At 42.5% G+C, this 19,644-nt stretch carries 18 protein-coding genes and 1 riboswitch; of the genes, 9 read left to right on the forward strand and 9 right to left on the reverse strand.

The features are described from left to right. Positions 1-6: 6 nt before the first annotated feature. From WH214_RS02635 to trpA, 4 genes are read right to left on the reverse strand one after another with little or no spacing between them, the layout of a single operon-like run. Entirely contained in the window at positions 7-1,020 is a 1,014-nt protein-coding gene (locus tag WH214_RS02635; RefSeq protein WP_445206344.1) for an SPOR domain-containing protein, read from the reverse strand. Continuing rightward, entirely contained in the window at positions 1,011-2,294 is a 1,284-nt protein-coding gene (folC, locus tag WH214_RS02640) for a bifunctional tetrahydrofolate synthase/dihydrofolate synthase (RefSeq protein ID WP_339422203.1), read from the reverse strand. Before folC ends, WH214_RS02635 begins: the two co-directional genes overlap by 10 nt. Beyond that, entirely contained in the window at positions 2,291-3,187 is an 897-nt protein-coding gene (accD, locus tag WH214_RS02645; RefSeq protein ID WP_005401957.1) for an acetyl-CoA carboxylase, carboxyltransferase subunit beta, read from the reverse strand. The genes folC and accD overlap by 4 nt, the downstream gene beginning before the upstream one ends. Beyond that, on the reverse strand, positions 3,184-3,987 hold the full coding sequence (gene trpA / locus WH214_RS02650; RefSeq protein WP_339422202.1) for a tryptophan synthase subunit alpha: 804 nt from the start codon (positions 3,985-3,987) through the stop codon (positions 3,184-3,186). The genes accD and trpA overlap by 4 nt, the downstream gene beginning before the upstream one ends. Positions 3,988-4,359: 372 nt before the next feature. Between trpA and WH214_RS02655 the strand changes: the two genes are divergently transcribed. Then, positions 4,360-5,691 carry a Na+/H+ antiporter NhaC family protein gene (locus WH214_RS02655; RefSeq protein WP_339422201.1) on the forward strand — a complete coding sequence of 444 codons (1,332 nt, stop codon included), beginning with the start codon at positions 4,360-4,362 and terminating at the stop codon, positions 5,689-5,691. 51 nt (positions 5,692-5,742) lie between these two features. On the opposite strand, the gene WH214_RS02660 is transcribed toward WH214_RS02655, so the two are convergent. Continuing rightward, complete coding sequence (locus WH214_RS02660; RefSeq protein WP_339422200.1) at positions 5,743-6,765, reverse strand: AraC family transcriptional regulator; 1,023 nt, start codon at positions 6,763-6,765, stop codon at positions 5,743-5,745. A gap of 135 nt (positions 6,766-6,900) precedes the next feature. Here WH214_RS02660 and WH214_RS02665 point away from each other — a divergent pair, with 135 nt between their 5' ends. Next, complete coding sequence (locus WH214_RS02665) at positions 6,901-7,776, forward strand: metal-dependent hydrolase (protein ID WP_339422199.1); 876 nt, start codon at positions 6,901-6,903, stop codon at positions 7,774-7,776. Positions 7,777-7,842: 66 nt separating this feature from the next. Here WH214_RS02665 and WH214_RS02670 read toward each other — a convergent pair whose 3' ends face one another. The 4 genes from WH214_RS02670 to WH214_RS02685 form a co-directional block, all read right to left on the reverse strand. Next, on the reverse strand, positions 7,843-8,835 hold the full coding sequence (locus WH214_RS02670; protein ID WP_201952462.1) for a DUF2804 domain-containing protein: 993 nt from the start codon (positions 8,833-8,835) through the stop codon (positions 7,843-7,845). Between the two features lie 161 nt (positions 8,836-8,996). Continuing rightward, entirely contained in the window at positions 8,997-9,509 is a 513-nt protein-coding gene (locus WH214_RS02675; RefSeq protein WP_339422198.1) for a DUF1543 domain-containing protein, read from the reverse strand. A gap of 511 nt (positions 9,510-10,020) precedes the next feature. Next, on the reverse strand, positions 10,021-11,250 hold the full coding sequence (gene trpB, locus WH214_RS02680) for a tryptophan synthase subunit beta (protein ID WP_184118567.1): 1,230 nt from the start codon (positions 11,248-11,250) through the stop codon (positions 10,021-10,023). Next, on the reverse strand, positions 11,234-11,875 hold the full coding sequence (locus tag WH214_RS02685; RefSeq protein ID WP_184118568.1) for a phosphoribosylanthranilate isomerase: 642 nt from the start codon (positions 11,873-11,875) through the stop codon (positions 11,234-11,236). Before WH214_RS02685 ends, trpB begins: the two co-directional genes overlap by 17 nt. A gap of 143 nt (positions 11,876-12,018) precedes the next feature. Next, a riboswitch (cobalamin riboswitch) is annotated at positions 12,019-12,225 on the forward strand. A gap of 35 nt (positions 12,226-12,260) precedes the next feature. Here WH214_RS02685 and WH214_RS02690 point away from each other — a divergent pair. From WH214_RS02690 to WH214_RS02720, 7 genes are all read left to right on the forward strand, one after another. After that, positions 12,261-14,096, forward strand: coding sequence for a TonB-dependent receptor plug domain-containing protein (locus WH214_RS02690; RefSeq protein WP_339422197.1), 1,836 nt, complete (start codon positions 12,261-12,263; stop codon positions 14,094-14,096). A 99-nt stretch (positions 14,097-14,195) separates the two neighbouring features. Further along, positions 14,196-14,774 (forward strand): cob(I)yrinic acid a,c-diamide adenosyltransferase, encoded by a 579-nt coding sequence (locus WH214_RS02695; RefSeq protein WP_078388464.1) that lies wholly within the window; start codon positions 14,196-14,198, stop codon positions 14,772-14,774. A 306-nt stretch (positions 14,775-15,080) separates the two neighbouring features. Beyond that, positions 15,081-15,803, forward strand: a complete 723-nt coding sequence (locus tag WH214_RS02700) for a glycerophosphodiester phosphodiesterase (protein WP_339422196.1) — start codon at positions 15,081-15,083, stop codon at positions 15,801-15,803. A 276-nt stretch (positions 15,804-16,079) separates the two neighbouring features. After that, positions 16,080-17,246 (forward strand): acyl-CoA desaturase, encoded by a 1,167-nt coding sequence (locus WH214_RS02705; RefSeq protein ID WP_339422195.1) that lies wholly within the window; start codon positions 16,080-16,082, stop codon positions 17,244-17,246. A gap of 75 nt (positions 17,247-17,321) precedes the next feature. Then, positions 17,322-17,651, forward strand: a complete 330-nt coding sequence (locus WH214_RS02710) for a DHCW motif cupin fold protein (protein ID WP_339422194.1) — start codon at positions 17,322-17,324, stop codon at positions 17,649-17,651. 78 nt (positions 17,652-17,729) lie between these two features. Next, positions 17,730-19,175 (forward strand): protein adenylyltransferase SelO, encoded by a 1,446-nt coding sequence (locus WH214_RS02715; protein WP_339422193.1) that lies wholly within the window; start codon positions 17,730-17,732, stop codon positions 19,173-19,175. Positions 19,176-19,245: 70 nt separating this feature from the next. Next, positions 19,246-19,617 carry an MmcQ/YjbR family DNA-binding protein gene (locus tag WH214_RS02720; RefSeq protein WP_339422192.1) on the forward strand — a complete coding sequence of 124 codons (372 nt, stop codon included), beginning with the start codon at positions 19,246-19,248 and terminating at the stop codon, positions 19,615-19,617. Positions 19,618-19,644 lie beyond the last annotated feature (27 nt).

Below are 19,644 nucleotides of genomic sequence, written 5' to 3' on the forward strand. Positions count from 1 at the left end.
CCGATCTTAACGTTTGTCGAGTGGCACCCAGTCAATCACCCATGCGGACTTCATACCGAGGCTCGCATCTGAAGTAATCTTCTTGCGGGCTGCATCGGCAGTATCACGGTCTTTAGATGGCCCCACCATAATCCGTACGCCTTTAGAGGTTGGACTTTTAGTGACCTTATAGCCCTTGGCACGAAGCTTAGCGGCCAGTGCATCCGCATTGGCTTCATTGGCAGCCAATGCCACTTGTACCATCCATTGCTTATCGCCATGTTCAAGCAAATCACGCGCTTTCTCAGCTTCCGCCTTTTTCTTGGCTTCATCAGCTTTACGCTTTTCATCTGCCTTACGTTTGTCTTCCGCTTTTTTATCAGCATCTGCTTTACGTTCAGCTTCTTTTTTCGCTTCAGCCTTACGCTCATCTTCTGCTTTACGTTTAGCCTCTGCTTCTCGCTTAGCTTTATCTTCAAGTGCTTGCTTTTCTGCTAAGGCTTTTTGCTCAGCAAGTTTTTTTGCAGCCGCTGCTTTTTCTGCTTCAGTACGCGCTTGCAGCTTTTGCTGTTCCACCTTCTTTACTTCAGCCGCTTTGTCCGCAGCAATTCGCTGTTGTTTGGCTTTTTCATCTTCAACCAATTCTGGTGGAATGTTGTCCGAGCTTTGCTGAGCAGCATTACGGTGCGCATTCAACGCAGCATATTCTTCTGCTGCTTTACGTGCAGCATCTGCTTCGGCTTGCTGTTGCATTGCTAAAAATTCGGCCGCACGAGCTTCTTGTTCAGCAACCGATTTTTCACGTGCTACACGTTGTTGTTCCAGTAAACGCTTTTCTGTTTCAACATCAACCGTTAACGGCTGAAGTTGAACCAACTCACCTTCGGCATTGCGTTGCACATTTTGTGTGACTAGCTCTGGTGTTTTAATATTATTTTGATGTATTTCTTCTTTGCCTTTAAGCAGTAATGCCGCCAAAAGGACACCACCACCTAATAAAACAACGCCACCCATCCAACGTTGTTTGCTATTCATTGACATTCTTCCAAATACTCCCATACCGCTTCTAAGGTATGAAATGAACCACATACCAAAATCAGCTGATTATTCTTTGTTTCGTCGAGCGCTGATTTAAAAGCCAATTTCACACTGTCAAAGTGCTGCACATTCTGCCCTTGCAGCGCTTGATCCAATTGTTCAATCGGAGCTGCACGCGGGACAGTTAATACCGCAATTTTCCACATTTGTATGGAGTCTTTCAATAACTCTGTGACAGATTTCACATCTTTATCTGCCAACATCGAGAAAACACTGACTACTTCAGTGTACTGTTTATTGTATTTTAGGAAATTTCGCAATTGATTTAATAAAAAAGCAACACCATGCGGGTTATGCCCTGCATCAAAAATTACGGTTTTGTTCTGTATTTGGCGAATTTCAAAACGACCTTGCAATTTTGCGTTTTGAATTCCTTCAGAAATAGCATGCTGAGAAACAGTCAAGCCACTAAGAAGTACTGCCGCAACTGCTGTTGAAATATTTTCAACCGCCAATGTGCCAAGGGGTAAATTTAAAGTAGTGCCGCTAGATGCAAACATCCAAGACTGACCATGCTCACTACGTTGATAAAAATAGTCACGATTCACTGCATAAAGTTTTGCAGCACAAGCATCCACTTTATCGATAATCGCTTGAGGGATTTGTTGTAAGCCACCAAACACCACAGGAATATTGGGACGGATAATGCCAGCTTTTTCAAAGGCAATCTTTTCAATGGTATCGCCTAACCAGTCAGTATGGTCTAAACCAATATTGGTAATCACCGCAACATCGGGTTCAATCACGTTGACCACATCTAAACGACCGCCTAGACCCACTTCAAGCACCCAAACATCACAGGCTTGGTCTTTAAAAATGACAAAAGCCGCGAGTGTGGTCGCCTCAAAGAACGAAAGGCTTAAATCACAATCACGGCGCGCTTGATCCACTTGTACAAAAGCATCGACCAAGCTTTGGTTATCGACCTCTACACCACGCAATTTAACCCGTTCATTAAAACGATAAATATGTGGTGACTGATACAGTCCCACCTTATAGCCTTGCGCATTTAAAATGGCAGCCAGTGTGGTGGTGGTCGAACCTTTTCCATTGGTTCCCGCTACGGTTAAAACTTTAGCATCGGGACGCGTCACACCGAGCTTTTCAGCTACAGGAATGACCCGTTCCAATCCTAAATCAATCCCCGTAACGTGAACATGGCCCCAATAATCGAGCCATGTTTCTAAAGAGTCTGTTGCAAGTGGTGCTGTGTTCAAGACAAATTCATCAGTTTCGCGACAATACGATAAACTGTATCACGTAATGCGTGACGGTGAACAATTTGATCGATTACACCATGATCAAGCAAGTATTCCGCACGCTGGAACGGCTCTTCTAGCTTTTCACGCACAGTTTGTTCGATCACGCGTTTACCAGCGAAACCAATCATCGCTTTCGGCTCAGCAATATGTACATCACCGAGCATTGCTAAAGATGCGGTTACACCACCATAAACAGGATGGGTCAACACCACCAAATAAGGTAAGCCAGCATCTTTCATTTTTTGGATGGCCGCTGAAGTACGCGCCATTTGCATCAAAGACAACATGCCTTCTTGCATACGCGCACCGCCTGAAGCAGCAAAGCAAATCAGAGGTTGCTTGTCCGCAATGGCTTTTTCAGCCGCTTGCACAAAACGGTCACCAACAACCGTACCCATTGAACCACCCATGAAGTCAAATTCAAAGGCACAGGCAATCAAAGGAATACCTTTGAGTAAACCTTGCATCACGACCAAGGCTTCAGTTTCACCTGTTTTGGTCTGTGCTTCACTCATACGCGCTGGATATGGCTTCGAGTCGACAAATTTCAACGGATCTTTGGCTTTAAATTCTTGTCCCAATTCTGTTTGCACTTGGTCAAAGAACCAATTCAAACGATCACGGGCTTTCATACGCAAATGTTCATCACACTGAGGGCAAACATAAGCGTTAAATGACATTGCAGTACGTGTAACAAGTGCATGGCACTCAGGGCATTCAATCGTTGGTTCTGTAAACGTCGCCTTGAGTGAGGTTTGCTCATCAGGTACTTGAATACCGGGTACACCACGTTCAGTCCATGGCGTCGATGGGCTTAGGATTTTCCCTGATTTAACATCTTGACTCATACTAACTCATCGAGCGCTGCTCGAAGCTCCTTGACTTTATTAACCGTTTCAACCACGGCTTGTTCTGGTGCTAAGCTTGCAAATTGCTTAACAAAAGCACTACCAACAATCACAGCATCAGCCACTCCGCCCATTGCTTTAGCAGATGTCGCATCACTGATCCCAAAACCAACACCGACAGGAATATCTGTTTCTGCTTTAATTTTCGCAATTCGGTTTGCAGCTTCAGCAACGTCTAAAGTTGCTGCACCTGTGACCCCTTTTAAAGACACGTAATAGATGAAACCACTCGCCTGTTTCACCACATGTTTAATGCGTTCGTCCGTTGAGGTTGGGGCTAGTAAAAAGATTTGATCCATATCAAATTGCTTCAATACAACATCAAGCTCTGCTGCTTCTTCTGGTGGTAAGTCCACCAGAATAATGCCATCGACACCACATGCATGCGCAGTCGATACAAACTTCTCATAACCAATAACTTCAACTGGATTCAGATAACCCATCAATACGACTGGGGTCTCTTGATCCTTTTGACGGAACTCTTTGACCATATTCAAAGCGTCTAAGGTATTGGTGCCACCTGCCAATGCGCGTTCTGCAGCAAGGGCAATCACAGGACCATCTGCCATAGGGTCTGAAAATGGAAGACCGAGTTCAATCACATCTACACCCGCCTCGACCATCTGATGTAACAAAGGAACTGTTACCTGTGGATGAGGGTCACCAGCCATAACATAAGAAACCAAAGCTTTACGCTGTTGAGATTTAAGCTGTCCAAAACGAGTGGCTAAACGTGACATAGGGTTGTGCTTTCCTTAACTTGTTTAAAATTAAAACTACTGAGGAGTTGGCTTTGTAAAAATACAAGACGCTGCATTGTAACGCTATTTTTTACTCATTGAATAGAGCACATCGCGTTCGCGTTCCAATTCGTTTTTCGTCAAATATTTCCAGAACAACCGTAAAGCACCATTTACTGATATTTCGGTTTTTTTCTCAATGATCAAAGATGCCTAATTTTAGGAAATACCAAAATGTCTAAGTTTTAGATAAACTTATTTTTATTTGCAAAAAAATGATAAAAATAGGCGGCTTAGCTTTTACATTTAAAGTTTTATGAAATAGCAAAACCTGCATTATACTACGCACATTCTTTCATTTCCCTATCTCCTATGACCACCGATAACTCAGGTTTAGTGCAAGCACGTGCGCTTGCGCTGTTACCGCTTATTGTTTTTTTAGCCATTTTCTTAGGCAGTGGTATTTACCATTCTATGATTGGAACCGAGTTTGCGTTCTATCAAATGAAAGCGCCTGTTGCGGCCATTCCTGCCATTATTTTGGCGGTATTGATTTATCGCGGTGAGCTGAATCAAGGCATCGAAACCTTTCTGCGCGGTGCAAGTCACCCGAACCTCATCTTAATGTTCATGGTGTTCATGCTGGCAGGCGCATTTGCCAGTACCACCAGCGCCATTGGTAGTGTAGATGCCACAGTGCAAATGGGCTTGTCTGCGATTCCACCAGCCTTTGTGCTGCCCATGCTATTTATTATTTCAGCGTTTATTGCAACGGCAATGGGCACCTCGATGGGCACCATCGCGGCCTGCGCCCCCATTGCCTTTGGTTTCTCTCAAGCCACTGATATTGCCGCAGTCTATGCCATAGGTGCGGTCGTAGGCGGTGCGATGTTTGGTGATAACCTGTCCATGATTTCGGATACCACCATTGCAGCCACCACTAGTCAAAAAGTTCAGCTTCGAGACAAGTTTCGCGTCAATGTCTGGATTGCAGTACCTGCAGCTTTAGTCACGATCGCAATTTATGTCTTTAGCATCCATCAAACCGAAACCATTCAGTCAAAAGACTATAACCCTTGGCTAGTGTTGCCCTATGTCGTGGTGTTTTTCCTCGCCTTCAGTCGTTTACACGTGCTTGCAGTACTTACAGTCGGCGTGGTGCTCTCTGGGGTGATGGGACTGATTGCACAACCAGAATTTACGGTCATTCAACTCAACACAGCCATCTATGATGGTTTTGTCGGAATGTTTGAAGTCGCGTTACTGTCGATGTTTTTGGGCGGTCTTTCGACCATTATGCAAAAAGAAGGTGGTCTCGACTGGCTTATTCAACGCATTTACAGCCTAACCCGTTTATTTAAAGTTGGTCGTGAGCGCGCAGGTGAAATCGGATTGAGCTTTTTGGTGGTTTTCTCCAACATTTTTGTGGCCAACAATACTGTAGCGATTATTTTATCGGGCGATATGGCGCGCGAAGTCGCTAAAGAATATGGTGTAGACCCAAAACGTGCAGCCGCTTTGCTCGACATCTTTTCATGTGTTGTACAAGGGCTTATTCCCTATGGCGCACAGCTTTTATTGGCCTGCTCGATTGCAAAGCTTTCGCCAATTGAACTCATCGGCAGCATTTACTACTGTTGGATACTGGCGATCTTTGCCATCCTTGCGATTGTATTTCGTTTTCCACGACTGAAATCAATCTGATCATTGTATACATTTTAGCGCCTCCCCAAAGGCGCTTTTTTATGCCTGTTGTTATTTCAGTTGTCGTTTCAACTGTAATAAGGTCTGTCCACTGTACTGTTTATACGCACGTGCTAAAGCCGACTGCCCCGAATAGCCGAGTTGTAAGGCGATTTCAGTCAAACTCAAGCCTTGCTGTAATAAATATTCACATCTCTTCATGCGCTCTGACTCAAGTACTCGCTTAAATGAACTATCCCAGTCTTGCAACTGGCGTTGTAAGGTTCGCGTTGACAGGTGTAATTCATTGGCAATCTGTTCGATTTTAGGGGCTTCCGCATGTGCTTTAAGATAATCAGCCACGGCGCTATGAATCTGTTGTAATACGCTTTCATAACGAGGCTTGAGTGCGATTGCTACTTCTGCTTGTTTCAGTAAAAGCTGCGTTAAGGAAGGATCAGCAAAACCCGATTTTAAGATCAAACTGTCCGCACTCATCACATAGGCATAGCAGGCTTGATTAAAGCTCACTTCACAGCCATAAAATTTTTGATAATGATACTGTGCCATCTGGGCTGGATGCGCCATTTGGATTTTTAAGAACTGTAATTGATCGGGAAAAATTTTCTTGGCCAAATGCACAATGGATGCCATGGTCATTTCATTCAGTGAAGCATATTTCTCATTGAGAAAAGGCCAAGTCAGCCAAATCTCACCGCCCCTTTGCTGCATCTGCATGGGACTAACTTCAGCACCATCAATCACCAAACGACTAAAACGCATCACATAACTCAGTGCTTCAGCCACGCTATTACTGCGTGTGGCCATATAACCTAAAACACCAAAATGCTCAGGTTGAATAAATTTTGCCATCTCCATAATCAACTGAGGACAATCCAATTGTTCTCGCGTCAGTTGTAAAATCGTTTGAAAGAACGAAAATGGCGATTGGGTATCGATTGGCAGTTGTAATACATGCTCCAGTTCATACTGATATGGCGCTAAAAAACCGAGTTGATGAAAATCAATTCCTTGCTCTATAAGATACATATTCCAGAGCTGAAAATAACCATTGGGGATTTGTAATTCTTGCATGACGGCTCACCCGCTATTTGACATGCGATATTTTCACATTGGCGTAAAATGTATAAAAAATGGCAATATCTGTCAAAACAAACTGCATTTTCTCCGACATACTGCAATCATCCAAGGCAAATGAAGTAAAACAAAATGAATGCCATTGTTACAGCCCCTGTTGAACCGATTGTGCGAACCCAACTGAATTTTAAGCTCGATGAAGTACCCCGTTTTTGGTTTGGCGGCGACCCATTTCGGACGCGCATGTTCGATGCACTCAGCCTCACTTTCCCCGATGGAGAACGCTATTTTATTCAAAGCGTGCGTTTGTTTCGGGACCATATTACAGACCCAAACTTAGCAGCTCGTATCAGCGATTTTATTAAGCAAGAAGCACAGCATGGCATTGCCCATGACAAAATGAATCAGGTCATGCGAGAACAAGGCATGCCTGTCGATCAGTTTATTCAGCGTTTAAATAAAATTTTTAAGTTCGAATTAAGCAAACGCTCGCCGCAGTACAACATTGCCATGACGGCTGCGGCAGAACATTTAACTGCACTGATGGCCGAGACTTTTTATAGCCATAAAGCCACGTTGGCTGAGGCTCACCCTTATGTGCGTGCTTTATTTGCATGGCATGCCATTGAAGAAATGGAACACCGCGATGTGGCGTTTGATGTGATGAAACAAGTCGGACATGTACCCGAAACAACGCGTCTATTTGCATTGGCCTTTACTACGGTGATGATGTTTGGTTTCACCACCTATCGTGCAGATGTCATGCTTAAACATGATGGCTTTAACCGTATTCAGCGCTTGCAAATGATGCGTAAAGGGCTGCCCTGGTTTTTTGGGAAAAAAGGGATACTGTCTCGGATGCGTGGTCAATATCTCGATTGGTTTAAGAAAGACTTTCATCCCAATCAACATCCTGTGATTGAACAGTACGATGTTTGGATCGACACCCTAGCAGAAAGTCATGATCCGATTTTAGCGGGTGAAGCTTTTTGGCAAGCTGGGAAATAATTCAATAAGCGCAATGAATGATAAGAAAAACCGGCATGATGCCGGTTTTTCTTATCACAAGTGTTTTTACCACTTTGCATAGTGCTGTTCGAGCAGTCCATATTCATTTAGCAATACAACCTCTTGATCACCCTGCTGAATCGTACCGCTAATCTTGGCTTGCCACTGACTAAACTGACTACCGACAAGCCGTAAATTTAGATTTTCAAAACGGCGCCATCCCGTGGTCACTGTTAAATTTAAGCGTTCATCTAACGAGCGAATGCTCCAACGCCCTTCTTCTTCCATTTGAAACAGAACATCACTCACGGTATAGAGCTTTCCATTCATCCACAGACAGTTTTCATTGCCAAAACTTTCATTCACACCAGAAGCTAAATTGAGCCCAATGCGTCTGCCCTCAGCATCCCAAAAACTACAAGAGAGCCAAAACCAAGCTGTTTCCGGTCGGAGGAAACCACAGGTATCATCTAGCGCAGCTAAGGTCCGCTCATTAAACTGAATAATCTGCCCGGCTTTATTGGTAAAAAAACCCTCACAAGCTAAGGTGGTCAATTTCTGAGTATAAGTCCAGCCATTAATCCCTGTTGGACTACACATACTCAATGGATCAGTGCCTGCGCAGAAAATACGGGCACTCAGCTTAATTTCACCATACTTGGTGACTTGAACATAACGCACCCCATTGGCATGCTGAATTTCAATTTGAAAAGGTGAATTTGCAAATACACTTTGATTATATAAAGGCTGTTCATCTAATACGGTTTTACGCGCCAGAAAATTCACGGCGTTCCATTCAAGTACTTCATTTTTGAGATGATCATAAATATAAACGAAACCGTGTCCAGCCCAAGCAATATCAGCAATCGCTAAGCCAATGGTGTAGTGTTCATGTTGAATGCTACAAAACTTAAATTTCTTATATTTTAGCTTTTTCCGCCAGCCAGTGAGCACTTCACCATATGGGGTTTTATACTGATACTTATTTAAATCAATGGTTTTTGGAAGTTCGCTAAACCGACCATAATGTGGTTGTCCGTTGGACTGTATCAAATCCATTGATGCTTTATCCTTAAGCAAAAGTTAATTAATATCCATAAGCCTATTATGCCTATAATTTTAAAGGTGAAAAGTGTTTAGTTTGTTTTTTCATCAAATTATTCGTTAAACCTGCTTTTCGTTTTAATACATCACTTAAAAGGATTAGGAATAGTTCAAACTTAATTTAACATGAGATATGTATTTTCCCATGTGTTTACATCAAACTCAGCTTCAACCAATGCCACATAACGACCATGTACACAATCAATCGCAATACAGTCATCGACGTCTAAAACACGATCTGTATGTTGCTTTTGCCACTTTTGATCAAAATATTGTTTGCCAAGTTGTTTGGCTTCTGCGGCATACGGCGCAACGACGAGTACATAACGATGTAATTCACCAAATTCACGTGAGTCATAGCCACCTAAATTTATGAGCCACAGTTTTTCATCTTCTGCTTGGGGTTGGGCATCACTAAACTGTATTTGGTATTTTTTCCCTCGACATTCAATACCATTCACTTGCATCCAAGCATCAATATGTAAGCCTTTTTGTTCACCAAACCATGCATTTTTAAGTTGCGGGTAACTCTCTTCTAGACTGTCAGCGACTGCAAATACAACATCATGGACTTCGGTATTGGCGCGGGCATGACGACCACCAAGCATGACCATAAATAGGTTGGGCATTCTATTTCCTTTCTTTTGAAACATTTTTACAGCTAACATGCGATTCACGGAAACGTCATTCGCAATTGTTCGAGGTAGACCACACCTCGAGAGAAATGTTTTTGAAACAACATTAATCACATGAAAGTATAGGACGAGTTTTGCGAATAACAATGCCTTTGGTTACTTTGGGCTTATCCAAAGTAACATTATGAACTCCTTACATTTGAGGTGTAAGCAGCAAGACTCCGTCAAAATGTAGATAACGTTACATGACCAGTAAGATAAATTTGACCAAAGTTTTCATTAGTAGGAAATATCTTACTTTTGTTGCGGCAAAAGTAACAAAACCATCTTATTGAGCAGACATTACATCCCTGTAAGGCTGCTCAACGGCCAACATCTAGGTCGCCTGTCCTTATTCATATTTTCGATAAACATCTATTTCAAAAAAATCGTACTAAATTACTTCAGCACGATTTTAATATTGTATAACCTTCTCCACAGAGAGAAGCTTCACACCAGAGGAAAATTACATCTCAACCATTTCTACGCCATCAATACGTGCCACAGTCATTAAGTCCTTATCACCACGACCTGAAACCGTCGCAATAATAATTTGATCTTTTGACATCGTTGGCGCAAGTTTAGTGACATACGCCATGGCATGAGAACTTTCCAGTGCTGGAATAATCCCTTCAATCTGGGTTAAATCACGGAAACCTTGTAAAGCTTCATTGTCATTGATTGGCACATATTCAACACGATGCATATCTTTCAAGAAGCTATGTTCAGGGCCTACACCTGGATAATCCAAACCTGCTGAAATCGAATGTGTTTCAATGATCTGACCTTGTTCATCCGACATCAAATAAGTACGGTTACCGTGTAAAACTCCGACATGACCAGCATTCAATGGTGCAGAATGTTTACCTGTTTCAATGCCATAACCTGCGGCTTCAACACCATACATTTTGACATCTTGGTCATTCAAGAATGGGTAGAACAAGCCCATTGCATTTGAACCACCGCCTACACATGCCACTAAAGCATCAGGCAAACGACCTGCTTGTTCCTGAATTTGCTTACGTGCTTCACGACCAATAATTGACTGGAAGTCACGTACCAATTGTGGATATGGATGCGGCCCTGCAACTGTACCAATGACATAATAAGTTGAATCAACATTGGTGACCCAATCACGCATGGCTTCATTCATCGCATCTTTCAATGTTTTAGAGCCACTTTCCACAGGCACAACAGTTGCGCCGAGTAAACGCATACGATAGACATTCATGGCTTGACGTTTCACGTCTTCTGCACCCATGAATACCACACATTCAAGCCCTAAACGCGCTGCAATCGTAGCCGTTGCAACACCGTGCTGACCTGCGCCAGTTTCAGCAATAATTCGTTTTTTACCCGACAGTTTTGCCAGTAAAGCCTGACCAATGGTGTTATTCACTTTATGTGAACCTGTATGATTCAGGTCTTCACGTTTTAAGTAAATTTGTGCACCACCCAACTCTTTCGACCATCGCTCAGCATAATATAAAGGACTAGGACGACCTACATAGTAGGCGAGGTCACGGTCGAATTCTGCCAGAAACTGCTCATCATCTTTCATACGGAAATAGAGCTTTTCTAAGTCTTCTAATGCTGCCATTAGAGTTTCTGACACAAAACGTCCGCCATGGATACCAAAATGCCCACGTTCATCTGGGTATTGGGTATAGTCAATCACATTACTTTGCTGATCCACGATGGACTCCTTGCATGAAGTTTTCTATAAGTTGTTGGTCTTTTATACCTTTAGCGGATTCGACGCCTCCGCTGACATCTACAGCATAAGCCCCAGTCGTCTTTATAGCGTCTTCAACATTAGTTGGGGTTAAACCACCAGCTAAAATTAAAGGAATATCCAGTTTGGGGAATTGTGACCAGTCAAAACTGTGTCCTGTTCCCCCTTTCAGTTCAGGATGCCATGCATCTAAGAGCACTGCACTTGCCCCGGCCTGTTGAAAGCGTTGAACTTCTGCCACCACATCCTGTTCAGGTTTCACTTGAATGGCTTTATACCAACGACGTCCTACTTGTGCCGCAATCGCCTGACAGTCTTCTGGTGTTTCATCACCATGAAACTGAATGATATCGAGCGCCACTTGTTTTAACACATCGGCAATGTCATCCGCAGTGGCATTCACAAAAAGTCCAACAGTTTGCACATAGGCAGGCACATGTTGAATCAATTCTTTAGCCTGAGCTACACTGACATGGCGTGGACTGGGCGGGAAAAATACAAAACCAATTGCATCAGCCCCGGCATTGACCACAGCTTGAATATCTTGGCTACGGGTAATCCCACAAATTTTGGCACGGGTTCGCATAGATTATGACTCTGGCTCAACCCTATTTATAGCTGATCTATAAATAACAGGGCGAATCATTGTAATGCAATTTTTTCGCCTTGCGTAAAGTTCATCCTGAAAAATCTTTACATAGATTGTTTAATTCACATACAAACCTTATACTTCGCGCAAATGCAATAAGTCTAAGCATTATGCTTTAGGGAAGTTGGTGAGAGTCCAACACTGCCCCCGCAACGGTAAAACGAAACGTATATCTTTATAAGTGTTTGCACTTACATCACTGCACTCGTGTGGGAAGATGGATATACCAATATTGTTCGCAATATTTATATTTAAGTCCGGAGACCTGCTTATTGCGCCATTTAACTCAATCATTCACGGGGGGTGAATGTATGGAGCCAGCATGTCAAATTTATTTCAGCCTACAGCTTTAGTAGGCGCAATCGCTATTGCGATGGGTTTCTCCGTTTCTGCATCTGCACAAGACAGCATTAATGCGTCTTTAGATACATTGGTTGTCACTGCAACACGTTCTGAAGAAAAGATTAAAGACGTACCAGCACGTATTTCTGTAATCGATGAAAAAACCATTGAACAGTCTCCAATTACAGATCTTCCAACCTTACTTACTAAAGAAGCAGGGCTAACTGTTAAGCAAGTCGGCGGCTACGGACAAACGGCATCAGTATATTTACGCGGTACCAATGCATCACATACTTTATTTCTACAAGATGGGATGCGCTCAAATATTGCAACTGTAGCTGGGACTAACATTCCCCTTTTTGATCTTTCGGATGTGAAACAAATTGAAATCCTTAAAGGTCCAGCCTCTGTCCAATATGGTACTGATGCAATTGGGGGGGTGATTCAACTCATTTCTAAGATTCCAACAGAAAACTCAATATTTACAACTGTTGAAGCTGGTGAACGTAGTACTTATAAAACCATTTTAGGTGTTGATGTTGCAGAAGACGGTTTTTATGCTCAGCTCCGCGGTCAACGTTTTGAAACTGATGGCGATCAAATTATTGCCAATGATGACCGTAAAGCAGGCTTTGACCAAAAAGGCTATAGCGCGAAAGTAGGTGTAGAAAAAGAAGCTTATGATCTTTCTGCTGAAGTTAAAGAAAATAAAGGAACTGGCGATTATTTTTCTTACGGCGCTCCTGAAGCTTATGATTTCCTTAACCGCTTATACAATGTCCAAGGCCGCTTAAACTTTAGCGATAACCTAACTTGGAATACTCGTCTTTCTCAATTTGAAGACCAATATGAAGTAGTAAAAGGCTCATATCCGTCTATTGTAAATACTGAGCAGCAAGAAATTGACTCCAACTTAAAATGGCAATTCACCCAATACCAAAACGTACTTTTTGGTGTTGAATACAATAAAACTGAAGCAGAAAAAGTTGCAGCTTATGTAGGTGATGAAGGTTTTAAATCAGACAATGAGACGATTGGCTATTACGTACAACACCAGTTTAAAAATGACCTATTCTCAACCCAAGCAGGTGTTCGTGTAGAAGATAATCAGCAGTTTGGAACACACACTGTTGGTCAACTCGCTGCTCGCTACTTTGCCACACCCAACACAAGTTTTTATACCAACGTAGGTACAGCATTTAGAGCACCTGTTGTAGGCCAAATTATTTCTGAACCATCATGGTGGGGCGGTAACCCAGACTTAAAACCAGAAGAAAGTATTTCTTATGAACTAGGTTTTGATCATTCCCTTAATTACGGTATTCAACTGTATGGTTCTGTTTATCAAACCAAAGTCGATAATCTCATGGTATCTGATGCCTCTACAGGATTTAAGTTTTATAATCTGAAGAAAGCAACGTTCACTGGATCCGAGCTTGGTTTAAAGTGGAAACAGGATAGCTTATTTGCAAATGCAGAATATGCTTATGTACAACCCAAAAATGATGATACGGACAAAGATGCTCCAAACCGTCCACGTCAAAACTTTACATTATCTGCTGGTTGGGATAATGGCGTTTATGGCTTTACAACCTCTTTAGTTGCTAAAGGTCCATCTAAAGATGTTCAAGAGATTCCTGGATATGCAACAATTGATATGAATGCTTATTGGCAAATTAATCCACACGTCAAAGTTTTCTCAAACATTCATAACCTTGGTGATACAACTTATAAAGCAGCCTGGAATAACGAAGTTAGTTCGTACTACCTTGCAAGTGGCCGCCTGGCTACCGCAGGAGTCACTTTCCGTTATTAATTTAATGTAAAGACTCAAAAAAAATTTAAAACAGCGCAGTTTATGGATAATGTTTTGACCGGCATTATCCTTTTTTTCATTCTTTAGGCAGGACAAATTATGGGCCACCGTTTAAGTAAAATTTATACCCGTACTGGCGACTCAGGCACCACAGGTCTGGGTGATGGATCACGTGTGACTAAAGATGATCTAAGAATTACCGCACTTGGTGATGTGGATGAACTTAATTCAACAATTGGCGTACTTCGTGCTCAAATTACCGCAAGTCAAATCACGGACAAAGCAACATGGGATAAAAGCTTAAGCCTGATTCAGCATTGGCTTTTCGACTTAGGCGGTGAAGTCTGTATTCCCAACTATCACTTGCTCCAACCGGTTTGTATTGAGTTTCTTGAACAAGAAATTGACCGCATGAATGAAGACTTACCCATGCTTAAAGAATTTATCTTACCTTCGGGTTCTTTAGCATGTAGCTATGCACATCAAGCACGAGCAGTATGTCGCCGAGCTGAACGTAGCTTAATGTCGGTGCACACTCGTGATCAAAATATTCAAAGCACAGCTCTACAGTTGCTCAACCGCTTATCGGATTGGCTTTTTGTTGCATCGCGTGCTTTACAGCGTGCTGAAGGTGGCTCAGAAGTACTTTGGCAAAAAAATATTAATGAAACCATTTAAACCGTTCTAAGTATTTAGAACGAAATAGATTTTTTCAGAGTCTTCCAGTGAATTAATCACAGGAAGACTTTTTGATATTATTCTTCTTTTGGGAAAAGAAACCAAAACCATTTTCCAAGCGTAAAACTCGTCAAATACCATCAGTTAAAGTGAATATCACAGAAACATTTCATTCAAATTCAATTCTGCCAAAAACCATTACGAATCGCATTTACGCATATCTGATATCTCCACCTTAGAGTCTATCCCAATCAGATATTTTTAGCGCTACAATCACTCAAAAGACGTATATAGATCAGGTTCAATATGAGAATTATCGGACATCGTGGTGCACGTGGCGAAGCCCCAGAAAATACACTCGGCGGTTTTCAATATATTCATGATCTAGGCATACGTGCGGTCGAATTTGATGTTCGTCAGCTCAAAGACCATGAACTGATCATTATGCATGATGACAACATGCTCCGAACCACAGGTATCGACCAAGCGCTCTACCCATTAAACAGCACACAACTCGATACCTACAATCAAGCACATATTTGGTTAGACTGGAAAAAGCAAAGTACCCCAACATTGCTACAAGCCCTTCAGATTATGCAGGACTTCGAACATCTTGAAGTTGAAGTCAAAGCTGTAGAAACACAAGCTGAAGCTGAGCGACTGACGCAACATTTAACACAGCAACTTAGAGGCTTTGAACGCACTGCAGTCATCACTAGTTTTGATCTTAAAATCCTACAAGCACTCCAAGATCAACACTCAACATTTAAACGTGGTTTATTGATTGAAGACGATATTCAACATCTTGCGATTGAACAAGCGCTCAAATACGACTGTTGCCAAATCGGCTGGATGAACCAACTGGCAACTGATGACTTGTTAAAAGCCACACAACAAGCGAATTTAGCCATTAGTGTTTGGACAGTGAATGACATCGAGCGCGCCAAACATTTACGTGACTGTGGCATTGATGGATTAATTACCGACTTTCCTAAAATGATGCTACAACATTTGACCGATGTGCATTGAACAGGCCACAGATTGACTTGAGTTTTACATGAGCAGTGGCACTGAAAATGGTTATTTGTCATATTGATCGCTCTGCTACGATAAAGCCTAGAAATGCTTCGATAATTTCGATATCTAAACATTCGTATTCTGTTACTGTTTAGTACAATACATCTGTACAATAATGCTAGTGAAGCATGGTTCGCTCATGCTAATATGCTGTGGCTTAATCCATGCAAAAAGTAATGGATTGACCTTCCATTTATACCTCCCAAGGTTTCAGGAGTGCTGTTGGAGATGAATGCTCCCCTACCCAAAGCCCCATTTAACTGGGTTGCAATTTTTGCATTGGTTTTTCTTCCCATTGTGGCTGTGATTGCAATTCCCTTATATGCCTTTCAGCATGATTTCAGCTTAGCCGCTTGGATCAGTATGTTTGTATTACTGGGTGTTAGTAGCTTAGGTATTACCGCTGGCTATCACCGCTTATGGGCACACCGTGCTTATGAAGCAAGCTTACCTTTAAAAATCATTTTGATGATTATGGGTACCTTTGCCGTGCAAAACAGTATTTTATTTTGGAGTTCAGGTCACCGAACCCACCACCGCCATGTCGATGATATCGAGAAAGATCCGTACTCGATTAACAATGGCTTTTGGTATGCGCACATGGGTTGGATGCTTCGTGACTATCCATCAGCAGAACCGGACTTTAAAAATGCACCCGATTTGCTCAATGACAAATTGGTAATGTTCCAACACAAATACTATGTTCCTTTAGTGATCATCGTCCACACTGGTATTTTACTACCAATTGGTTGGGCTGTAGGGGACCTATGGGGCGTGTTATTATTGGGTGGATTAATGCGTTTAATCCTCAGCCACCATGTCACATTCTTTATTAACTCTTTATGTCATATGTGGGGCAAGCGTCCATATACCGATGAAAATACTGCACGTGACAACTTCTGGTTAGCCATTGCCACTTGGGGTGAGGGTTATCATAATTACCACCACATTTTCCAATACGACTATCGTAACGGCGTGAAATGGTGGCAATATGATCCAACAAAATGGTTGATTTGGTCATGCTCAAAACTCGGTTTAGCTAAAAACTTACGCCGTATTCCAAGCTTTAATATTAAAAAAGCTGAACTTGCGATGAAGTTTAAATACGCAGAACAGGACTTAGAAGTTCATGGTCTAAATGTCAGTGATGACATTAGTTCTGCTAAAGCTCGTATTGCACAAGAGTATGATGCGTTCACCCAGACCTTGAATGACTGGGCAAAATTGAAAGAACAAGAAATTCAAGCCAAGAAAACGGCTGTGGCAGAAAAAATTCACCAGATGGATGAGAAACTCAAAATTGAGTTTCAGTTAGTCGAACAGCGCCTCGGTCATCATCGTCAAACCTTGACCACCTTGATGCGTAGCATTAAAAAAGCCACTGTTTCTCAGTAATTAATTATCTGATTCACCATTTCAAAAGAAAGCTCCGCAAGGGGCTTTTTTTAGCAGTTAATAAAGGATAACAACATGGATATTAAGAATATTCCTTTCGGTCTCACCAACTGGGCCGAGATACCAACCACCCGTCATACAGGTGATCAAGGTTATGCCCTATGGCGTACTCAGCAATTTGACACAATTCGCGTGCGTATGGTGGAGTATTCTGAGAACTATCTGGCCGACCATTGGTGTTCTAAAGGGCATATCCTGTTGTGCTTAGAAGGTGAACTACACACCGAACTAGATGATGGTCGTAGCTTTACCCTCACGGCTGGCATGAGTTACCAAGTTGCGGATCAAGCCGAAGCTCATCGCTCGTCCACCTCAAAAGGTGCCAAACTGTTTATAGTTGACTAAAACAGTTGGATATATGTCTTAACACTAAAACTTTGCTATATTGATAGGGTCATGGCTTATCCCTTGTGATCCTTCACTATGCAGTTCAATTCACGCTATTCTCTCCTTCCGTCAAAGCTTTATCACCATCAACACCCCCTGCCACTGAAAGAAGCAAAAGCAGGTCATTTCAATGCCGCTTTAGCAGAACAGTTGCAATGGTCTGAAGCCGACAAACAGTCTTGGGTAGAGATTTGTAGCGGACAAAAAACCTTTAGTGAATTTGAACCATTGGCAATGGTCTATGCAGGACATCAATTTGGTCAGTGGGTAGGACAGCTCGGTGATGGTCGGGGTTTATTGATCGCACAAATCCTCGATCAACATGGGCAAACCATTGACCTGCATTTAAAGGGTGCAGGCTCTACTCCTTACTCGCGTATGGGAGATGGTCGTGCGGTACTTCGTTCTGTCATTCGTGAGTACTTGGCTGGACATGCGCTGAATAGTTTAGGCGTGGCTTCAAGCAACGCGGTGGGCTTTACCTCATCGGCTCAAGGCGTGCAGCGGGAAAAATTGGAACTCGGTGCGATGATGTTACGTACGTCAGACTGTCATATTCGCTTAGGACATTTTGAGTGGATTAATCAGTATCAACCTGATTTACTCGACGAATTCACCCAAAGATGTATCGCATGGCATTACCCCGAGTGTTTAGATGCGGAACAACCTGTTTTGGCATTTGCAACCCAAGTGATTCAACGGACTGCGGTAATGATTGCCAAATGGCAACTGGTCGGCTTCGCACATGGAGTGATGAATACTGATAATTTAAACATTACAGGTTCAACCCTCGATTTTGGTCCTTATGGCTTTATGGAGCGCTTCCGTCCGAATTGGATTAACAATCACTCCGACTACCAAGGCCGCTATACCTATCAGCAGCAGCCAAGCATTGGACATTGGAACTTATGGACATGGTTGAATAACCTCATTCCGCTTTGTCCGCAAGACTATGACAAAGAACAATGGAAGCAAGACCTTGCCGATTGCCTAGAGCACTATGAACCCACATTCTTGGAGCACTACAAACTGGGTTTAAGTCAGAAAATGGGCTTACCTCATTTCCACACTGACAGTTTTGACTGTGCCATGACCTTCTTACGAATTCTACAAACCGAACAGCTCGACTACACACAAAGCTTTACGCGTTTACAGAATCAACACTATGAAATGATTAAAGATGACTGCCTTGACCGTCGTCAGTTTGAAAGTTTCCTCGCGCAATATGAACAGATTCGTGCAAATCAAGACACAACAGAACTCAATGCAGCTATGCAGCAAGCCAATCCTGTTTATATCCTACGCAATCACATGGCACAAAAAGCGATTGAGCTGGCTGAACGGAATGATTTCTCAGAAGTCGAACGCTTATTTGACCTGCTTAGCCACCCATTTGAGCGAAATGTAGCACTAGAGAAAGCGGAAGATTTAGCACCTTTGCCAACGGATGTTCCAGAGGTGATGGTGAGTTGTTCCTCTTAAGCGTTTGGCTTAAACTGTGGATAAATTAAACAATATCCACAGGGCTTCGCCCACTAGAGTGATGATCACCATGTCCTTACACCTTATTGCTGCAAAAGCTGCACTTGCCCTGCCAGAAGTGACGTGTAGTCAGCCCTTTGGTGAAGGCTGTGATGTCTATAAAGTCATGAATAAAATGTTTTTGCTCAATTCATCTTTAAGTGGTGCAGCTTTAAGTAACTTAAAAGTTACGCCTGACCACGGCGCGATGCTACGTGATATTTATCCTTATATTCATGCAGGATGGCATATGAATAAAAAACATTGGATTTCAATTTATGAGCATGAAGACTTAGATTCAGATTTAGTCATTGATCTAGTACATAGCTCTTATGAGCTCGTGGTATCCAAGCTGAATAAACGACAAAGACAGCGAATCGCTGCACCTCAAGCCATCACCTAAATATGTATTGAATGAAAAAGATTTGTA

This window comes from Acinetobacter sp. MYb191 (assembly GCF_037572605.1).
Taxonomy (GTDB): Bacteria; Pseudomonadota; Gammaproteobacteria; order Pseudomonadales; family Moraxellaceae; genus Acinetobacter; species Acinetobacter johnsonii.

Bases quoted from the DNA above. Each gene is read 5' to 3' on its own strand.
- WH214_RS02635 (WP_445206344.1), bottom strand. From the start codon at position 1,020: ATGTCAATGAATAGCAAACAACGTTGGATGGGTGGCGTTGTTTTATTA.
- accD (WP_005401957.1), bottom strand. From the start codon at position 3,187: ATGAGTCAAGATGTTAAATCAGGGAAAATCCTAAGCCCATCGACGCCA.
- trpA (WP_339422202.1), bottom strand. From the start codon at position 3,987: ATGTCACGTTTAGCCACTCGTTTTGGACAGCTTAAATCTCAACAGCGT.
- WH214_RS02655 (WP_339422201.1), top strand. From the start codon at position 4,360: ATGACCACCGATAACTCAGGTTTAGTGCAAGCACGTGCGCTTGCGCTG.
- WH214_RS02660 (WP_339422200.1), bottom strand. From the start codon at position 6,765: ATGCAAGAATTACAAATCCCCAATGGTTATTTTCAGCTCTGGAATATG.
- WH214_RS02665 (WP_339422199.1), top strand. From the start codon at position 6,901: ATGAATGCCATTGTTACAGCCCCTGTTGAACCGATTGTGCGAACCCAA.
- WH214_RS02670 (WP_201952462.1), bottom strand. From the start codon at position 8,835: ATGGATTTGATACAGTCCAACGGACAACCACATTATGGTCGGTTTAGC.
- WH214_RS02675 (WP_339422198.1), bottom strand. From the start codon at position 9,509: ATGCCCAACCTATTTATGGTCATGCTTGGTGGTCGTCATGCCCGCGCC.
- WH214_RS02685 (WP_184118568.1), bottom strand. From the start codon at position 11,875: ATGCGAACCCGTGCCAAAATTTGTGGGATTACCCGTAGCCAAGATATT.
- WH214_RS02690 (WP_339422197.1), top strand. From the start codon at position 12,261: ATGTCAAATTTATTTCAGCCTACAGCTTTAGTAGGCGCAATCGCTATT.
- WH214_RS02695 (WP_078388464.1), top strand. From the start codon at position 14,196: ATGGGCCACCGTTTAAGTAAAATTTATACCCGTACTGGCGACTCAGGC.
- WH214_RS02700 (WP_339422196.1), top strand. From the start codon at position 15,081: ATGAGAATTATCGGACATCGTGGTGCACGTGGCGAAGCCCCAGAAAAT.
- WH214_RS02705 (WP_339422195.1), top strand. From the start codon at position 16,080: ATGAATGCTCCCCTACCCAAAGCCCCATTTAACTGGGTTGCAATTTTT.
- WH214_RS02710 (WP_339422194.1), top strand. From the start codon at position 17,322: ATGGATATTAAGAATATTCCTTTCGGTCTCACCAACTGGGCCGAGATA.
- WH214_RS02715 (WP_339422193.1), top strand. From the start codon at position 17,730: ATGCAGTTCAATTCACGCTATTCTCTCCTTCCGTCAAAGCTTTATCAC.
- WH214_RS02720 (WP_339422192.1), top strand. From the start codon at position 19,246: ATGTCCTTACACCTTATTGCTGCAAAAGCTGCACTTGCCCTGCCAGAA.